This window comes from Winslowiella arboricola, assembly GCF_025527015.1.
Taxonomy (GTDB): domain Bacteria; phylum Pseudomonadota; class Gammaproteobacteria; order Enterobacterales; family Enterobacteriaceae; genus Erwinia; species Erwinia arboricola.
Map to the genome: position 1 here is coordinate 1 of NZ_JAODIM010000040.1, position 16,515 is coordinate 16,515.

Annotated in this window: 15 protein-coding genes and 1 other annotated feature; of the genes, 6 read left to right on the forward strand and 9 right to left on the reverse strand. The window is 51.4% G+C overall.

The genetic code is table 11. The features are described 5' to 3' along the window. Window positions 1-425 precede the first annotated feature (425 nt). The 3 genes from clpB to rluD all read right to left on the reverse strand — a co-directional run bounded on the left by clpB (window position 426) and on the right by rluD (window position 4,834). Window positions 426-3,011, reverse strand: a complete 2,586-nt coding sequence (gene clpB, locus N5923_RS09810; protein WP_267142476.1) for an ATP-dependent chaperone ClpB — start codon at window positions 3,009-3,011, stop codon at window positions 426-428. 114 nt (window positions 3,012-3,125) lie between these two features. Next, on the reverse strand, window positions 3,126-3,857 hold the full coding sequence (gene yfiH / locus N5923_RS09815; RefSeq protein ID WP_267142475.1) for a purine nucleoside phosphorylase YfiH: 732 nt from the start codon (window positions 3,855-3,857) through the stop codon (window positions 3,126-3,128). Next, window positions 3,857-4,834, reverse strand: coding sequence for a 23S rRNA pseudouridine(1911/1915/1917) synthase RluD (rluD, locus tag N5923_RS09820; protein ID WP_267142474.1), 978 nt, complete (start codon window positions 4,832-4,834; stop codon window positions 3,857-3,859). Before rluD ends, yfiH begins: the two co-directional genes overlap by 1 nt. A 129-nt stretch (window positions 4,835-4,963) precedes the next feature. On the opposite strand from rluD, the gene bamD reads away from it, so the two are divergent. The 4 genes from bamD to pheA all read left to right on the forward strand — a co-directional run bounded on the left by bamD (window position 4,964) and on the right by pheA (window position 7,701). After that, on the forward strand, window positions 4,964-5,695 hold the full coding sequence (gene bamD / locus N5923_RS09825; protein WP_267142473.1) for an outer membrane protein assembly factor BamD: 732 nt from the start codon (window positions 4,964-4,966) through the stop codon (window positions 5,693-5,695). Between the two features lie 268 nt (window positions 5,696-5,963). Further along, window positions 5,964-6,296: a ribosome-associated translation inhibitor RaiA gene (gene raiA / locus N5923_RS09830; RefSeq protein WP_017803680.1), complete on the forward strand. Its 333-nt coding sequence runs from the start codon at window positions 5,964-5,966 to the stop codon at window positions 6,294-6,296. 97 nt (window positions 6,297-6,393) lie between these two features. Next, window positions 6,394-6,518 (forward strand) — a sequence feature (Phe leader region). Continuing rightward, window positions 6,395-6,442: a pheA operon leader peptide PheL gene (gene pheL, locus N5923_RS09835; protein WP_267142479.1), complete on the forward strand. Its 48-nt coding sequence runs from the start codon at window positions 6,395-6,397 to the stop codon at window positions 6,440-6,442. (Overlaps the previous feature by 48 nt.) Before the next feature lie 22 nt (window positions 6,519-6,540). Then, a complete protein-coding gene (pheA, locus tag N5923_RS09840; protein WP_267142472.1) occupies window positions 6,541-7,701 on the forward strand; it encodes a bifunctional chorismate mutase/prephenate dehydratase in 1,161 nt (386 codons plus the stop codon). Between the two features lie 71 nt (window positions 7,702-7,772). Here the strand turns inward: pheA and tyrA are convergent, their stop codons facing one another. Both tyrA and N5923_RS09850 read right to left on the reverse strand, forming a co-directional pair. After that, window positions 7,773-8,894, reverse strand: coding sequence for a bifunctional chorismate mutase/prephenate dehydrogenase (gene tyrA, locus N5923_RS09845; RefSeq protein WP_267142471.1), 1,122 nt, complete (start codon window positions 8,892-8,894; stop codon window positions 7,773-7,775). 3 nt (window positions 8,895-8,897) lie between these two features. Then, window positions 8,898-9,977: a 3-deoxy-7-phosphoheptulonate synthase gene (locus N5923_RS09850; protein ID WP_267142470.1), complete on the reverse strand. Its 1,080-nt coding sequence runs from the start codon at window positions 9,975-9,977 to the stop codon at window positions 8,898-8,900. A 339-nt stretch (window positions 9,978-10,316) separates the two neighbouring features. Between N5923_RS09850 and N5923_RS09855 the strand changes: the two genes are divergently transcribed. Further along, a complete protein-coding gene (locus N5923_RS09855) occupies window positions 10,317-10,832 on the forward strand; it encodes a GNAT family N-acetyltransferase (RefSeq protein ID WP_267142469.1) in 516 nt (171 codons plus the stop codon). A gap of 39 nt (window positions 10,833-10,871) precedes the next feature. Here N5923_RS09855 and N5923_RS09860 read toward each other — a convergent pair whose 3' ends face one another. Then, a complete protein-coding gene (locus tag N5923_RS09860; protein WP_267142468.1) occupies window positions 10,872-12,512 on the reverse strand; it encodes a hypothetical protein in 1,641 nt (546 codons plus the stop codon). Window positions 12,513-12,809: 297 nt separating this feature from the next. Here N5923_RS09860 and N5923_RS09865 point away from each other — a divergent pair, with 297 nt between their 5' ends. Next, complete coding sequence (locus tag N5923_RS09865; protein ID WP_267142467.1) at window positions 12,810-13,940, forward strand: AI-2E family transporter; 1,131 nt, start codon at window positions 12,810-12,812, stop codon at window positions 13,938-13,940. 470 nt (window positions 13,941-14,410) lie between these two features. Here N5923_RS09865 and N5923_RS09870 read toward each other — a convergent pair whose 3' ends face one another. The 3 genes from N5923_RS09870 to N5923_RS09880 all read right to left on the reverse strand — a co-directional run bounded on the left by N5923_RS09870 (window position 14,411) and on the right by N5923_RS09880 (window position 16,510). After that, window positions 14,411-14,839: a putative T6SS immunity periplasmic lipoprotein gene (locus N5923_RS09870; RefSeq protein ID WP_267142466.1), complete on the reverse strand. Its 429-nt coding sequence runs from the start codon at window positions 14,837-14,839 to the stop codon at window positions 14,411-14,413. 2 nt (window positions 14,840-14,841) lie between these two features. Further along, entirely contained in the window at window positions 14,842-15,372 is a 531-nt protein-coding gene (locus tag N5923_RS09875) for a type IV secretion protein Rhs (RefSeq protein ID WP_267142465.1), read from the reverse strand. Between the two features lie 109 nt (window positions 15,373-15,481). Continuing rightward, window positions 15,482-16,510 (reverse strand): phage integrase, encoded by a 1,029-nt coding sequence (locus N5923_RS09880; protein ID WP_267142464.1) that lies wholly within the window; start codon window positions 16,508-16,510, stop codon window positions 15,482-15,484. Window positions 16,511-16,515 lie beyond the last annotated feature (5 nt).

The window sequence follows — 16,515 nt, forward strand, 5'->3', positions numbered from 1 at the left end:
AATATAGTAGTCACTCTTGAGACTTGATATTTCAAATTTTTTCCATCCGGAGATGGTTTGCGATATCAACCCTGCGAGTGCCCACACAGATTGTCTGATAAATTGTTAAAGAGCAGTGCAATCAGCGGTTTAACTTGCTGTTGCGAGGTGGCGTATATTACGCTTTCCTCCTTCAGAGTCAACCTTTTTTTGAAGGTTTCTTCCGGCGGTTCGTGTTACCGAACCTCCTGACACCGCGCTGTGTAAGCCGTTGTTCCGTGTCAGTGGAGGCGCAGTATAGGGAATTTCTGGCGGGTGACAAGGTTTAAATTGAATAAATTGCTCAAGCGCTCACTTTTCACCCAAACAGCATCTAAATCGCCAGACATTGAGGGATAAATATACAAAAACGGGCCTTGCGGCCCGTTTTTCTTAATAACAGCGGTTTATTGCCGGGCAACAATCTGCCCGTCTTTTACCACCATCTCGATGGTTTTACCCGCAACCAGTGCACCAGAGAGGATCTGCTGCGCCAGCGGGTTCTCAATTTGCTGCTGGATGGCACGTTTTAATGGCCGCGCACCATATACCGGGTCATAACCGTTTTCACCTAACAGTAACAGCGCATCGTCGGAGATTTGCAAGGTAAAGCCACGCTCCTCCAGACGGTGATACAGACGCTGTAACTGAATTTTGGCAATTGACGCGATATGTTTCTCACCCAACGGATGGAACACCACCAGCTCGTCAATACGGTTAATAAACTCAGGACGGAAGTGATGACCTACTACCGACATCACCAGCTCCTTCATCTTCGCGTAATCCAGTTCGCCAAAATGCTCCTGAATCAGATCTGAACCCAGGTTCGAGGTCATAATCACTACGCTATTACGGAAGTCGACGGTTCTGCCCTGCCCGTCGGTCAGCCGACCATCATCCAGCACCTGCAACAGAATGTTGAACACATCGGGATGCGCTTTCTCAACTTCATCGAGCAGGATGACAGAATAAGGACGACGACGAACCGCTTCCGTCAGGTAACCACCCTCTTCATAACCGACATATCCCGGAGGCGCACCGACCAGTCGTGACACTGAGTGTTTTTCCATAAACTCCGACATATCGATACGCACCATCGCATCGTCGCTGTCGAACAGGAAATTGGCCAGCGCCTTACATAACTCGGTTTTACCGACACCGGTAGGTCCAAGGAACAGGAATGAACCAATTGGACGATTCGGGTCCGCTAATCCGGCGCGGCTACGACGGATAGCATTCGATACTGCTTCTACGGCTTCATCCTGGCCAATCACCCGATGATGAAGATCATGCTCCATGCGCAGCAGCTTCTCGCGTTCACCTTCCATCATGCGCGCCACCGGAATGCCGGTCCAGCGCGCCAGCACATCGGCAATCTCAACGTCGGTTACGCGATTACGTAACAGGCGCATGGTCTTGCCTTCTGACTGCGTGGCGGATGCCAGCTGTTTTTCCAGTTCCGGGATCTGGCCGTACTGCAGCTCGGACATTTTAGCCAAATCGCCCACACGCCGCGCCTGCTCCATCGACAGCTTGGCCTGCTCCAGTTCAGCTTTAATCGTCTGCGTACCGGAAAGAGAAGCCTTCTCGGCTTTCCACTCCTCTTCCAGTTCGGAGTATTCGCGCTCTTTCTGACCCAGCTCATCTTCCAGCGTCTCTAAGCGTTTGATACTTGCATCATCCGACTCTTTCTTCAGCGCCTGCTGCTCCAGCTTAAGCTGAATAATGCGGCGCTCCAGACGGTCGAGAGACTCCGGCTTCGAGTCGATCTGCATACGAATGCTCGATGCCGCTTCATCAATCAGGTCGATAGCTTTGTCCGGCAGCTGACGGTCAGCAATATAACGGTGCGACAGGGTCGCCGCCGCCACAATCGCCGGGTCAGTGATCTGCACATGGTGGTGCAGCTCATAGCGCTCTTTCAGCCCGCGCAGAATCGCGATGGTATCTTCAACGCTCGGCTCGGCGACGAACACTTTCTGGAAACGACGTTCCAGCGCGGCATCTTTTTCGATGTACTGGCGATATTCATCCAGCGTGGTGGCGCCAACACAGTGCAGCTCACCGCGCGCCAGCGCCGGTTTCAGCATATTGCCGGCATCCATCGCGCCATCGGCTTTACCGGCGCCAACCATGGTGTGCAACTCATCAATAAACAGAATGACATTGCCTTCCTGTTTTGACAGATCGCTTAACACCCCTTTCAGGCGCTCTTCAAACTCACCACGGTATTTGGCGCCCGCCACCAGCGAACCCATATCCAGTGACAGTACGCGGCGTCCTTTCAGACCTTCCGGCACTTCACCATTGATAATGCGCTGCGCCAGTCCTTCAACAATCGCGGTTTTACCAACGCCCGGCTCACCAATCAGCACCGGGTTGTTTTTGGTACGGCGTTGCAGCACCTGAATGGTGCGGCGAATCTCTTCATCACGGCCGATAACCGGGTCGAGCTTGCCCTGCTCCGCACGCTCGGTCAGATCGATAGTGTATTTTTTCAAAGCCTGGCGCTGATCTTCAGCCCCCTGATCGTTCACGCTGTCTCCTCCACGCATTTGTTCAATCGCTTTTGTCAGCTTATCGCTGGTTGCGCCAGCAGATTTCAGTAAATCCGCTACCGAGCCGCGCGAGTCGAGTGCGGCCAGAACAAATAATTCAGATGATATAAAGTTGTCGCCGCGCTTTTGCGCCAGCTTGTCACAAAGATTGAGTACCCGAACCAGGTCGGCTGAAGGCTGCACATCACCACCGGTTCCTTCCACCTGCGGCAAGCGGCTGACCGCCTGCTCAATACCGGTGCGCAATGCGGCGACATCAACGCCGGCAGTGGTGAGTAACGGACGCACCGATCCCCCTTCCTGATTAAGCAGAGCGCTCATCAGATGCAAAGGCTCGATAAATTGGTTGTCACGCCCCAGTGCGAGTGACTGAGCGTCGGCGAGTGCCAGCTGGAATTTATTAGTAAGACGATCCAGACGCATAATTCCTCCCATACAGGTCAAAATGCTACTGGAGATTAGATGAGGTCATCCCTCAAATTATTCAAGGTTATTGACCTGAATTTATGGCGAAAAAACACGCTAACTGGATCGTCTTGACGGTCAAGGTTATATCAGCCAGATCAAACTTGCCAGGCGGCCGGTGACGCCATCGCGTCGGAAGGAGAAAAATTGCTCCGCTTGCGTCACGGTGCAAAGCCCGCCACCGCTGATAGAAAGCACACCTTGTGCTTCCAGTCGCAGACGCGCCAGCAACCAGATATCGGCAAAATATTTTGCGCCAACCGGTTTAAATGCCGCAGCGGCCTGGGGATTATCGGCAACGAAGGCGTCAAACACCTCACAGCCCACTTCAAATGCCGCCGGCCCAATCGCCGGTCCCAGCCAGGCGTGGATTTCGCCCGCGGGACAGGAGAAACTGGCCAGAGTTGCTTCTAATACGCCGGCATGCAGTCCGCGCCATCCGGCATGGGCGGCAGCCACTTGCTTACCGTCCTGCGAACAGAACAGTACCGGTAAGCAGTCGGCAGTCATTGCGACGCAGACCACACCAGCCCTGTCGGTCCAGGCGGCATCAGCGCGCAAGTCATCCGGCGCAGCACCGTTAAGGCGCAAAACATCCGTGCCATGCACCTGTTCCAGCCATACCGGCATCGCGGGGAGATCCGCCAGCGTGATTAAACGTTCGCGGTTGGCCTGCACTGTCGCCTGATCATCCCCTACATGCGTACCCAGATTCAGCGCATCCCAGGGGGCGAGACTGACGCCTCCGGCACGCGTGGTGGAGCAGGCACGAACATTGGCCGGCGCCGGCCAGTCGGGAATAATCAGTTCACTCATTACCAGTCCATCTGATCTTTAAATTCTTCGGTATCAGCTTTCAGCGCATCAATCAAATCGACCATATCCTGTGGTAATGGCGCATGCCATTCCATTTCGATACCGGTAATCGGATGGTAAAGACGCAACATCGTAGCGTGCAGTGCCTGACGATCAAAACCACGCAAAGTGCTGATAAAGGAATCAGAAGCGCCTTTCGGTGGACGCGGACGGCCGCCGTACAGCTGATCACCCACCAGCGGATGGTTAATGTGCGCCATATGCACACGGATCTGGTGAGTACGACCGGTTTCCAGACGCAGACGCAGACGCGTATGGGCACGGAAATGCTCCATAATGCGATAGTGCGTAGTCGCCGGTTTACCCATCGGATGCACCGCCATATGAGTGCGTTTGGTGGAGTGGCGACTAATTGGCTCATTAACTGAACCGCCAGCAGTCATATTACCGATAGCTACCGCCTCATACTCACGGGTGATTTCACGTAACTGCAGTGATTCCACCAGATGAGTTTGCGCCGGAACACTTTTCGCCACTACCATCAATCCGGTAGTATCTTTATCCAGACGATGCACGATGCCTGCACGCGGCACATCCATAATTGCCGGATAGTAATGCAGCAGAGCATTAAGTACGGTGCCGTCAGGATTACCCGCGCCAGGGTGGACCACCAGGTCGCGCGGTTTATTGATCACCAGAATATGGTCATCTTCATAGACGATATTCAGCGCGATATCCTGGGCTTCCCAGCGCGCTTCTTCTTCAATTTCGGCATCGATAGCGACCTTCTCGCCACCCAGCACTTTTTCTTTTGGCTTGTCGATCACGTTGCCGTTAACCGTCACGCGACGGTCAAGGATCCACTCTTTTATGCGAGAACGTGAATAATCAGGGAACATTTCCGCTAAAGCCTGATCTAAGCGTTGTCCGAGTTGTGATTCGGACACCGTTGCGGTGAGTTGTACTAGTTGTGCCATAAACAGCTTCTTCGTTAACGTTGGGTTTTCACGGCGATGCCGTTTAATATAATGTGCTATCGTACCTGGTCACTAAAGGGAGCTTAACGGACAGCTTCCGCAATAACACTTGAGGATAATCAAATCGTCATGACGCGTATGAAATATCTGGTGGCTGCAGCCACGTTGAGCCTGGCACTGGTTGGTTGTTCCAGCTCCAAGGATGTGGTTCCTGACAGCCCACCATCTGAGCTTTACGCTACGGCCCAGCAAAAACTGCAGGACGGTAACTTTAAAGGAGCAATAACGCAACTGGAAGCGCTCGATAACCGCTACCCGTTCGGCCCTTACTCCCAGCAAGTTCAGCTAGATCTGATCTACGCTTACTATAAAAATGCCGATTTACCGCTGGCGCAGGCCGCAATCGATCGCTTTATGCGCCTGAATCCAACCCATCCAAACATCGACTATGTCGTCTATATGAAAGGTCTGACGGATATGGCTCTGGATGATTCAGCACTACAGGGCTTCTTTGGTGTTGATCGATCAGACCGCGATCCTGAGCATGCACGCGATGCTTTCCGTGACTTCTCACAGTTGCTGCGCGGCTATCCGAATAGCCAGTATGCCGCTGATTCACGCAAACGTCTGGTGTATCTGAAAGATCGTCTGGCCAAATATGAGCTTTCCGTGGCGCAATTCTATACTAAGCGTGGTGCTTATGTCGCTGTGGTTAATCGCGTAGAACAGATGATGAAGGATTATCCGGATACGCAGGCCACCAGAACGGCCCTGCCGTTGATGGAAAATGCTTATCGCCAGCTGCAGCTTAATGCTCAGGCAGAGAAGGTGGCGAAAATTATCGCCACTAATCAGGCGTAAGAGAAAGAAACAAAAATGGCAGCCATCTGGCTGCCATTTTTTTGGCCGAAAAAACAACTGATTTCAGATTACCCGGCCGGGTTAACTCATCAATAATGCCCGCTAACAAGCCACCCCGCAAGCCCTTCTCGCGTAATTACTGGCCCATTTCACAGATTTCTCCTGATTGACAAAAAGTGACAAATTTTCGTGATCTCAATCACGCATTGAGGCCTTTTTCGCGCTATGCTGGGTTCACCAAGACGGAAATGACAGAGAGGTAAGTACTATGGTTCTGAACATTACCAGCAAGCAAATGGAAATCACACCGGCCATCCGCCAGCATGTCGAAGACCGTCTCGCGAAGCTTGAAAAGTGGCAAACCCATCTGATAAATCCGCATATTGTGTTGTCGAAAGAGCCGAAGGAATTTGTCGCTGACGCGACGATTAACACGCCAAATGGCCAGCTGATTGCCAGCGCGAAGAAAGAAGACATGTACGCAGCAATCAACGACTTGATTAATAAACTGGAGCGTCAGCTGAATAAAGTTCAGCATAAAGGCGAAGCGCGCCGCGCTGAAGCCAGTGTCAAAGACCTCAGCGTGGTCGATGAAGAGTAACAAGGTAAACAGCATCAACGCGCCCGCGGGCGCGTTTTTTATTGACAGTGATAAATTGCAACGGTTACTGTAAACGCTCACTGATAATGGAATCCACCATGAAACCGCAATTGTTCTTCTTCGCATTCTTTTTTACCTTCCCCTGATTGGGAGGCAATTCGTCGTGTAAGAATGAATGCGAAGACGAACAACAAAGCCTCCCAAACGGGAGGCTTTTTTTTTGGACATCTGACAGGTAGCGATAATGAACACCGAAAACCCTCTGTTAGCCCTGCGCGATAAAATCAGCGCCGTTGATGAAAAATTATTAGCGTTGCTTGCCGAGCGGCGCGGGCTGGCGATTGAAGTGGCGAAAGCCAAGATGGCGACCCAGCGCCCGATTCGCGATATCGATCGCGAGCGTGATCTACTGGAACATCTGATCACCGTGGGCAAGCGCCACCAGTTGGATGCTCACTACATCACCCGCCTGTTCCAGCAAATTATTGAAGATTCAGTACTGACCCAGCAGGCGCTGTTGCAGAAACACCTCAACCAGCCGGATTCCCATTCAGCGCGGATTGCCTTTCTCGGCCCGAAAGGCTCTTATTCACACCTTGCTGCCCGCCGCTATGCCGCGCGCCACTTTGAGCATTTTATTGAAAGTGGCTGCCTGAAATTCCATGACATTATCAATCAGGTGGAAACCGGTCAGGCCGATTACGCAGTATTACCGATTGAAAACACCAGCTCCGGCTCGATCAACGATGTTTATGACCTGCTGCAACAGACCAGCCTGTCACTGGTGGGTGAAATGACGGTGCCAATTAACCACTGCGTACTGGTGGCGGACAGCACCGATCTCCAGCAGATTGAAACGGTTTACAGCCATCCGCAACCTTTCCAGCAGTGCAGCCAGTTTATTAACCGCTTCCCGCACTGGAAGATTGAGTACACCGAAAGCACCGCCGCAGCGATGGAAAAAGTCGCCGCCCTGAATTCACCGAAAGCGGCCGCGCTGGGCAGTGAAGCCGGTGGCGAACTCTATAATTTGCAGGTGCTGGAGCGCGATCTGGCAAATCAGCAGCAGAACATTACTCGCTTTATTATTCTGGCGCGTAAACCGGTCGAAGTATCACAACAGGTTCCGGCCAAAACCACGCTGATTATGGCTACAGGACAGCAGTCCGGCGCACTGGTCGAAGCGCTGCTGGTGCTGCGCCAGCACGACCTGATTATGAGCAAACTCGAATCACGTCCGATTAATGGCAATCCGTGGGAAGAGATGTTTTATATCGATGTACAGGGCAACCTGCGTTCCGCCGAGATGCAGCAGGCGCTGCGTGAACTGACGGCGATTACCCGCTCACTGAAAGTGCTCGGCTGCTACCCGAGTGAAAATGTGGTGCCGGTCGATCCTCAATAATTCGCTGAATCGACGACAATCAACGCATAAAAAAACCGGGAAGTTCCCGGTTTTTTATTTTGCGCGTTGACTTACAAGCGACTGTCATTGGCCTGACGCAACAGCGTGCGGCTCTCTTCCTGGAAGCGTTTGGCATGATCGCCAAACCAGTGTTCGACCCGGCGGAAACTGTCGATAAACGCCTGCTTATCGCCCTGCTCCAGCAGTTTAATCGCCTCGCCAAAACGCTGATGATAGCGCTTGATCAGCTCGAGATTGCGGCCGGAAGACATAATAATATCTGCGTACAGCTGTGGATCCTGGGCAAACAGACGCCCAACCATCGCCAGCTCCAGCCGGTAAATCGGTGAAGAGAGCGCCAGCAGCTGCTCCAGCTGCACGTTCTCTTCCGCCAGATGCAAACCATAAGCAAAAGTGGCGAAGTGGCGCAGCGCCTGAATAAATGCCATATTCTGGTCGTGTTCCACCGCGCTGATACGGTGCAGGCGCGCGCCCCATACCTGGATCTGCTCCAGCAGCCACTGATAAGCCTCAGGCTGACGACCATCACACCACACCACCACCTGTTTCGCCAGGCTGCCGCTGTCCGGGCCAAACATCGGGTGCAGACCCAGTACCGGGCCGCTGTGCGCCGCCAGCATCGCCTGTAACGGACGATTTTTTATCGATGCCAGATCAACCAGAATACAGTCATCCGGCAATTTCGGCAGTCCGGCAATCACCTGCTCCGTCAGATGGATCGGCACGCTGATAATCACCATACCGGCATTACTCAGCATGCTTTCCGCCTGATCCCAGTCGTCTTTATCAAGTATTTTCACCTGATAGCCTGACAGGGTCAGCATCTTTTCAAACAGTCGGCCCATCTGCCCTTTACCGCCGACAATCACGACCGGACGCAGTTCCGGGCAAAGGGTTTTGAAGCCTTTATCATTTTCGCTGGAGTAGGATTCACGCATTACACGGCGCAACACATCCTCAATCAAATCAGGCGGCACGCCCAGCGCTTCCGCCTCTTTGCGCCGCGAAGCCAGCATTGAAGCTTCGCGTTCCGGGACATAAATCGGTAATCCATAACGACTTTTCACTTCGCCAACTTCAGCAACCAGCTCCAGTCGTTTGGCCAGCAGATCGAGCAGCGCTTTATCAACTTCATCGATTTGATCGCGTAGCGCGGTCAGTTCAGCCACCATAAATTAAACCTCTTGTGACAGACGCGCCGTCAGCACTCCGCTCAGGCCCTGATGAATCTCACGCAGCAACGTATCGGTAGTTTCCCAGTTGATGCAGGCATCAGTGACGGAAACGCCGTGGCGCATAGAACTGCGTGGCTGTTCAGAAGACTGATTGCCTTCATTAATATTGCTTTCCAGCATCAGGCCGATAATCGAGCGGTTGCCGTCTTTAATCTGCGCGATTGCAGACTCAGCCACTGCGGGCTGACGACGATAGTCTTTGTTTGAATTGCCATGACTGCAATCTATCATCAAGGATGGACGGAGTCCCGCCTGAAGCATCTCTTTTTCACACTGCGCCACGTCCTGCGGGCCGTAGTTCGGCGCTTTACCACCGCGCAAAATAACATGACCATCAGGGTTACCCTGGGTTTGCAGCAGACAAACCTGACCGGCCTGGTTAATACCGACAAAGCGGTGTGGCATCGCTGCAGCGCGCATCGCATTGATCGCGGTGCCAAGACTGCCGTCTGTGCCGTTTTTAAAGCCTACCGGCATCGACAGGCCAGACGCCATTTCGCGGTGTGTCTGTGATTCGGTAGTACGCGCACCAATCGCCGACCAGCTAAACAGATCGCCAAGGTATTGCGGACTATTGGGATCCAGTGCTTCTGTGGCCAGCGGCAGCCCCATCTCCACCAGATCCAGCAGCAGGCGGCGCGCAATATGCAGACCCGCTTCCATATCGAATGAGTTATCCATATAAGGATCGTTGATCAGCCCTTTCCAACCGACAGTGGTACGAGGCTTTTCAAAATAGACGCGCATAACGATATACAGCTGATCCTTCAACTGTTCAGAGATCTGTTTCAGGGAACGGGCATATTCCAGCGCAGCTTCAGGATCATGAATCGAGCAGGGACCGCAAACGATCAGCAGGCGATGATCTTTACCGCTAATGATGTCAGAGATAGTCTGACGTGAGGCGGAAATCTGTGCTGCCAGCTGGGCGTTTAACGGAAACTGTTTTTTCAGCTCTTCCGGAGTAATTAATACTTGTTCATCAGCGATATGAACATTATTCAGCGCGTCTTTTTGCATGATCCTGATCCTTTCTCACTCGTTTATGCGTTCGTCATGATCCTCAATGAGGTTGCGATTACTTTACCACAGAACGTAAAGCCTGCAATCCATGAGTGTACAGTTTATTTACCACTCAATATAAAAACGCTATTATTTATCATTATAATTGTTATAAATCATACATATAAATAAAAACCATCGAAATCAATATCTGTAAACTTAACTTTACAATAACGACAGGCATTCTGCTTCACACGCGTCAAAAATCGCCGTAAAATCCGTAACCTGCATTAAGTTCTTAATCGTTGTTGTATTGTTTTATGCTGTAAAACAGCAGAGACAAGTGAGGAGTTGCCAATGAATATCCACCTTCGTCCTTTTGCCATGCAGGATGCTGGCGTCTTCGCCGCCGCGATCAATGAATCGCTGGAGAGTTTATTGCCCTGGATGGTCTGGGCACATGCCGGCTATAACAAGCAACAGGCGCGTCAGTGGTTTGCCTTTACCCATATGCAGCGTGAGAAAGGCGAAGCCGATGAGTTCGGTATTTACGATGATAATGACCAGCTGTTAGGCGGCGCCGGGTTGCGCTATCCGCAGGACAAAGCCAGCCTGTGCGCCATTGGCTACTGGGTGCGCAGCAGTCAGCAGCGTAAAGGAATTGCCCGTCAGGCGGTAAAACAGCTTGCAGCACTGGCCTTCCAGCGCCCGGAGATTAACACTATTGAAATTCTGGCAGCTGAGGCCAATCTGGCAAGTCGCGCGGTGGCAGTTGCCAGCGGCGCAGAGTTTATCGACCTGCGCTACGGTTTAATTATTCTTGAGAGTGGCCCGGTTAATACCGCTATCTATCATTTACAGCGGCCGCAGTAAGCTTTCAAGCCGCTGAATTTATTGCGTAAAACCGCGCAGTTAATCTGGTTTATCTTTTACAGGCCTGCTACTTGTGCTTGCCGCGAATTTTTGCTGCATTTGCAGCGCATTAAGCTCATCACGCGATCCCACCTTCGCCATCGCCGTTTGCCAGTTCGATCCGCCTGCGCGTGGGGGGCGTAACGTTTCACTGCTGACCGGGGGCGCGGTACTGTTTTGCAGTGACTCCTGACTTTCACGTTCCAGCTGTGCCGCCACCGGATTGCCTGGCCGGGAAAGGGTTTGCAGCGGAATACTGTTTGACTCGCCTGACACGATGCTGGCGCTGTCACCTGCTGATTCAAGACTCTGGCGTTCAAGATCCGCCGCCACCGGGTTACCCGGACGCGGAGGAGCTTCCTCAGCTGGCGCGTTAGTTGTACCGTTATCACCCCACAGCCGCTTAGCGACATCCAGCTGAGGATGGGTATCGAAGAAATGGTCAATCGCCTCATCGTTGCGTGTCGGCGCCGGCCCGGCAAGGGTTCCGGCAATGCCCTGCAACGCATAGGCGCCAGCCGATGTCACCAGATTTACCGCCTGCTCTACCGCCTGTTGTGACGCGAGATTCTCGGTGCCACTTTGCATATGCGCACGCGTCAGATTCTTTAATCCGTTAACCCCACCGAGACCCGCCGCCAGCGTCATGGTTTCCGCCACCATATTGCCGGAAAATGGATTCATCAGCCCTTTCGCAATCTGGCGCGGCGATGTCAACATATCCTGTGCAGCGGTAATCAGCCGGTCTTTGGTGCCCGAAACCATCTGCCCGCTAATGCTGGTCTGGTCGAGCTGCTGGAAGCGCTCCCGCCAGTCGGTGCGACCTAATAAAAACTCCGGCCCATGCAGCGAGTTGTTTCTGTTGGCAACAACACTGCTCAGCGCGCCGGCAGCAGGGGTTAATGCCGTGCCTAACGTGGTGTTCGCCGCAAGGCGCTCCTTTTCGGCTACCATTGCCGTGCCAACAGCGGCACTGCCCGTCACCAGGTTTCTGGCGTTAAAACCGGTTCCGCCCAGCAGTGCCTGCTGCATGCTGTGCCCCAGTCCCTCGCGGCGATCAACCAGCTCCTGCATCACCGGCTCCAGTTTGTCATGGTCAGCGACCATCCATTTGGCATCCTTCACCGCATTGGCCAGCACCTTATCTGAATAAGCTTTCAGTACGATGGCGGAACCGCCCGCCATCACTCCACCAATAACATCGGAAGTCAGTGAGCCTTTAGTGGTGTTAAAAAACAGGTTAGCAGCTTTAGACAGTGTCTCAGCCGGGAAACCGGAAGCTGCAAAGGAAACAGTGGTGAGTGCGCCTTCAGCCGCAGCAGTAATATCATCCAGTTTCATCCCTTTGCTGAGTACCGCTTTGGCGCTATCGCGGTCATAACCCATTTCATCCAGCCCGGTGGCGCGCTCATGCATCAGCTCTTCCATACCTTCGCCACCAGGGAAATAGTCTCTTAACAGATTATGCAGTTCGCTGATGTTTCTCTGGCTCTCAGATTCGACGCTACCGGTGCTGCTGGTGCTGTTGCTGCTGTTTGTACGACTCAGGCCATTCCCCCTGGTCTGTTCTGACTGCACATTGGTGGGAAGGGAAAAATTAGGTATCGGTCGCTGACCGCTAGCAGGGATGCCGTTTTGCATAATTACTACCACTCCATACAGGAAATAAATAACCATATATCTGAGTGGCAACGTGCAGGCATCGGTTGCAGAGAAATCAGTTTTTCTTATACATCTGTGAAGCAGCTCAAAAAACAGCCTCCACTCCAGAGCCGTTTAGCCGTGTAATCAGCAAATAAACGATATTATTTTGGCGCATAAAAATGATGCTAAACAAGGGAGTAGCACACGTTCTCTTTTATATTCTGCCCGCTAACGTTGCTTAATCAGTATTTCCTAATATGATTCGGGGCAAATGCATATTCCTGAGAGATAAAAATGAGAGTTAAAGGCATCGCCAAAGGATTCTTTATATTGATCCTTATCTTAGTCACGCTGGCTTTTTTTGGGGTTTTAGAGCCGTACTATTCATCGGTGCTGTGGGCAACGATACTGGCAGTTATTTTCCATCCGCTGAAAACCAAAATGCGCAACGCAATGGGTGACAGAAACGGGCTGGCTTCATTGCTTACCATTCTGGTGATATGTCTGATTGTCTTTACGCCTCTCAGCCTGATTGCATCATCACTGGCGATTGAATTTAATGTGGTTTATCAGAAACTGCAGAACCACAATACCCAGCTACCGGCAATTCTAGCCGACACCCTGCAACATCTCCCCGGCTGGGCTCAGCAATTTCTTACCGAGCATGATCTGAATAATGCGAAGGAGATTCAGCAAAAGCTGTCTGATTTCGCCCTGCGTGGCGGACAGTATTTAGCTGGCAGTGTGTTCCTGATCAGTAAAGGTACCTTTAGCTTTGCGGTTGGTTTCGGCGTGATGCTCTACCTGCTGTTCTTCCTGCTAAAAGATGGCGCTTATCTGGTTAATCTGATTCTGGAAGCCCTGCCGCTGTCGAAATATGTTAAGCACCATCTGCTGATGAAGTTCGCAGCGGTTGCCCGCGCAACGGTGAAAGGCACAGTGGTGGTCGGCGCTGTTCAGGGCTTACTGGGTGGACTGGCGTTTTACTTCACTGATATCGATGGCAGTATGCTATGGGGCGCGTTAATGGCCTTCTTATCGCTGATACCGGCGGTAGGGTCAGCAATCATCTGGGTACCGGCGGCAATTTACCTGTTTGCCTCAGGCATGCTATGGAAAGGTATCTTCCTGGTGGTGTTCTTTGTGGTGATTGTCGGTCTGGTGGATAATATCCTGCGACCGCTGCTGGTCGGCAAAGATACCAAAATGCCTGACTATCTGATCCTGATTTCTACCCTTGGTGGGATGGAGGTCTACGGCATCAATGGCTTTGTTATTGGACCGCTAATTGCCGCACTGTTTATTGCCTGCTGGAATCTGCTTTCCGGGCGCGACCACCAGGGCAATATCGATGAGATTGATGAAGAGTTTATTGAAGAAGGCAAGAATATGCCTGAGCCGGAAGCGGACAAGGATAATCCGTAACGGGTAATGCGGGCACTGAAGAGCGGCAATATTTGCCGCTCTTTTTTTTGACAGGATAAGGGGTGGCTATGCCAGTTTCAGCGCATGTTTGAGAGCCAAAAAGGTTTCCAGAGTCGTTATACGCTGCGCACAGTGCAAAGGAGCGGGACTAATATGGAACCCATACTCGCTGTGGACAATCCGTGGACAGCACCCCAAAAAAAAGGGGCTGACCATCTGGTCAACCCCTTGTTTGCTATTAACTTTTGGATGCAGCGTAAGCTGTATCTTAGTTAAGACGCTTATAATAAGCACCATTGATACATATGGTATTTTTATATAAAACAGTTAGTTAAGTGTATCTCTGGTGCAATCAAGTGCTATGAAAAACATACTGCGTGGACAATCGGTGGACACTTTTCCGCTACCACCATTCAAACCTCAAATGACTGCCAGTCGTGCTTTATTAAGCGTACAAACCGCCCCCTTTATCACCGGACAATCTCCTGTTCGGTCAGTGGGAGATCACGGATATGGTTACCGGAAATCTCAAAACCGACAACAAAGCGACGTGGTGAATCGCTCTGTTTTTTTGACGCCAGAACATAGTTGACGATGAATTGCCCTTTGTCCGGGAAGCGATGGAAAGATGGCGGGATACACAACTGGCCATTCTGGATGGTCAGATTGGGATTGTTCGTGAAAGTTTGTTGCTTAGGCGGAGTTCCACGTTGATTGATAGCGATAAAAGAGGGCTGATAATCCTCAGCATTGGTGATCTGAAAGCACACACCATTTTCAGTCATACTGGCAGAGGTTGTTTCGTCAGCTTTTAATCTGTCTCCGGATCCAGGGCAACCTGTAAGTGCCAGCAAGGAAATAAGAAACAAAATTGCGCGGCATTTAGCGTAAATGTTCATTTTCAGCCCCATGGGAAATTCTGCATAGCTTTCTGATATTGCTGCTTGATCACAGCCTCCGTAATATCCCCGTCGAGGGTGATATCGCCACTGTTTCTCAGGTTGTTCCAGACCATGTAGCCATGCGCATTGAGAATGAAGTAATCAGCAATAATCTGCGCCTGCTGTTCCATTGGGTAACGCCTCACGGGGCGGCCATCGAGGCTATAACGGTAACTAACAGCCCAGCTCATTAGCCCCCTTGCGATAACATTCATTCCCCTGCTTCTCTGCCATACGTGGCTCATTTCGTGGATAAACAAATGCTGCAGTGGGGGAGCAGTCACGGCGAAATCTGACCTGTAGTGTTGACGGAAATATAGCTCGCCATTAGGAGTCATAGCCGTATCTTTGTTCTGCAGGCCAAAGGGGAGATAACTATCATGGTGAATCCATACTTTAGGATACTCGATTGAATCTCCGAATACGGATTTCGCCAGTTTCACTTCATTGAGTGTCAGCAGCCTGAGACTGCCTTCCTTTTGCTCTTCCATGTCAGCCACCATTTGTCTAAAGGTGCTGTCGATTATCCGCGCAAAATTTGCGATTTACAAAAGAAAACCTTATCAATGAAGGGAAGATTTAGCTGTTTTTTGATGCATATCAGTAACCTTCGAAGCTAGAAATTGGATTCAACTGTGCAGCCTCCTCTAAATGATCGGGGGCGAAATGCGCGTATCGCATAGTTTCTCTAATATTTGAATGCCCTAAAATTTTCTGCAGCACCAAAATATTGCCGCCGTTCATCATAAAATGGCTGGCAAATGTATGTCTGAGTACATGCGTTTTTTGCCCCTCGGCCAGTTCTATATCGGTCAGGGCCAGCATCTTTTTGAAATCCTGATAGCAAGGATGGAACATTTTCCCCTGCAATGGCGCAAGCTCATCATATAACCAGCGTGGGATCGGCACGGTCCTGTTTCTCCCCCCTTTCGTTTTAGTGAAAGTAAGTTTATGAGGAGAAAGCTGGGAACGGCTTAACCTTTCCGCTTCACTCCAGCGCGCACCGGTTGCCAGGCAGACTTTGACTATTCTGGTCAGAAATATTTTTCCGTACGCGTCGCATGCTTCCAGTAATTTTTTAATCTCTGGATCCGTCAGCCAGGACATCTCCTTTTCTTTTTCCTTGAAGACTCGCACCCCTTGGAGTGGGTTCGCTAACTTCCATTCACCTAAGCGCTTTAGCTCATTAAATACCGCATCCAGATACTGATGCTCACGGTTAACCGTGATCGGCTTTGCTATCCACTTTTCCGGGTTAGCATGATAACCATTGTCTATCTTTCCGCTGAGTCGCTGGTCACGATAATGTGCCCAATCTTTCGGGGTGATATCTGCCGCGACTGGATCACCCAGCCCACGGCAAACGATATTAAGTTTAGCCAACCGTGACTTACTGGCAGCCAATGACTGCCCGTGGAGTTTATGCCACAAATCAATCAACTCACTGAGTCGTCGGCGATCCAGTTTTTCACCAAGCCACGGCTTGTCCTCTGCTTCTCCAAGGTAATAACTTTGATAAGCAACGGCTTCACCTTTTGTGGAAAATGACTTACGAACCCTACGGCTTCCACGGCCATCTACACGGAAGTCACATTGCCACTCACCAGAGGACAATTTACTGATTGCCATACTCA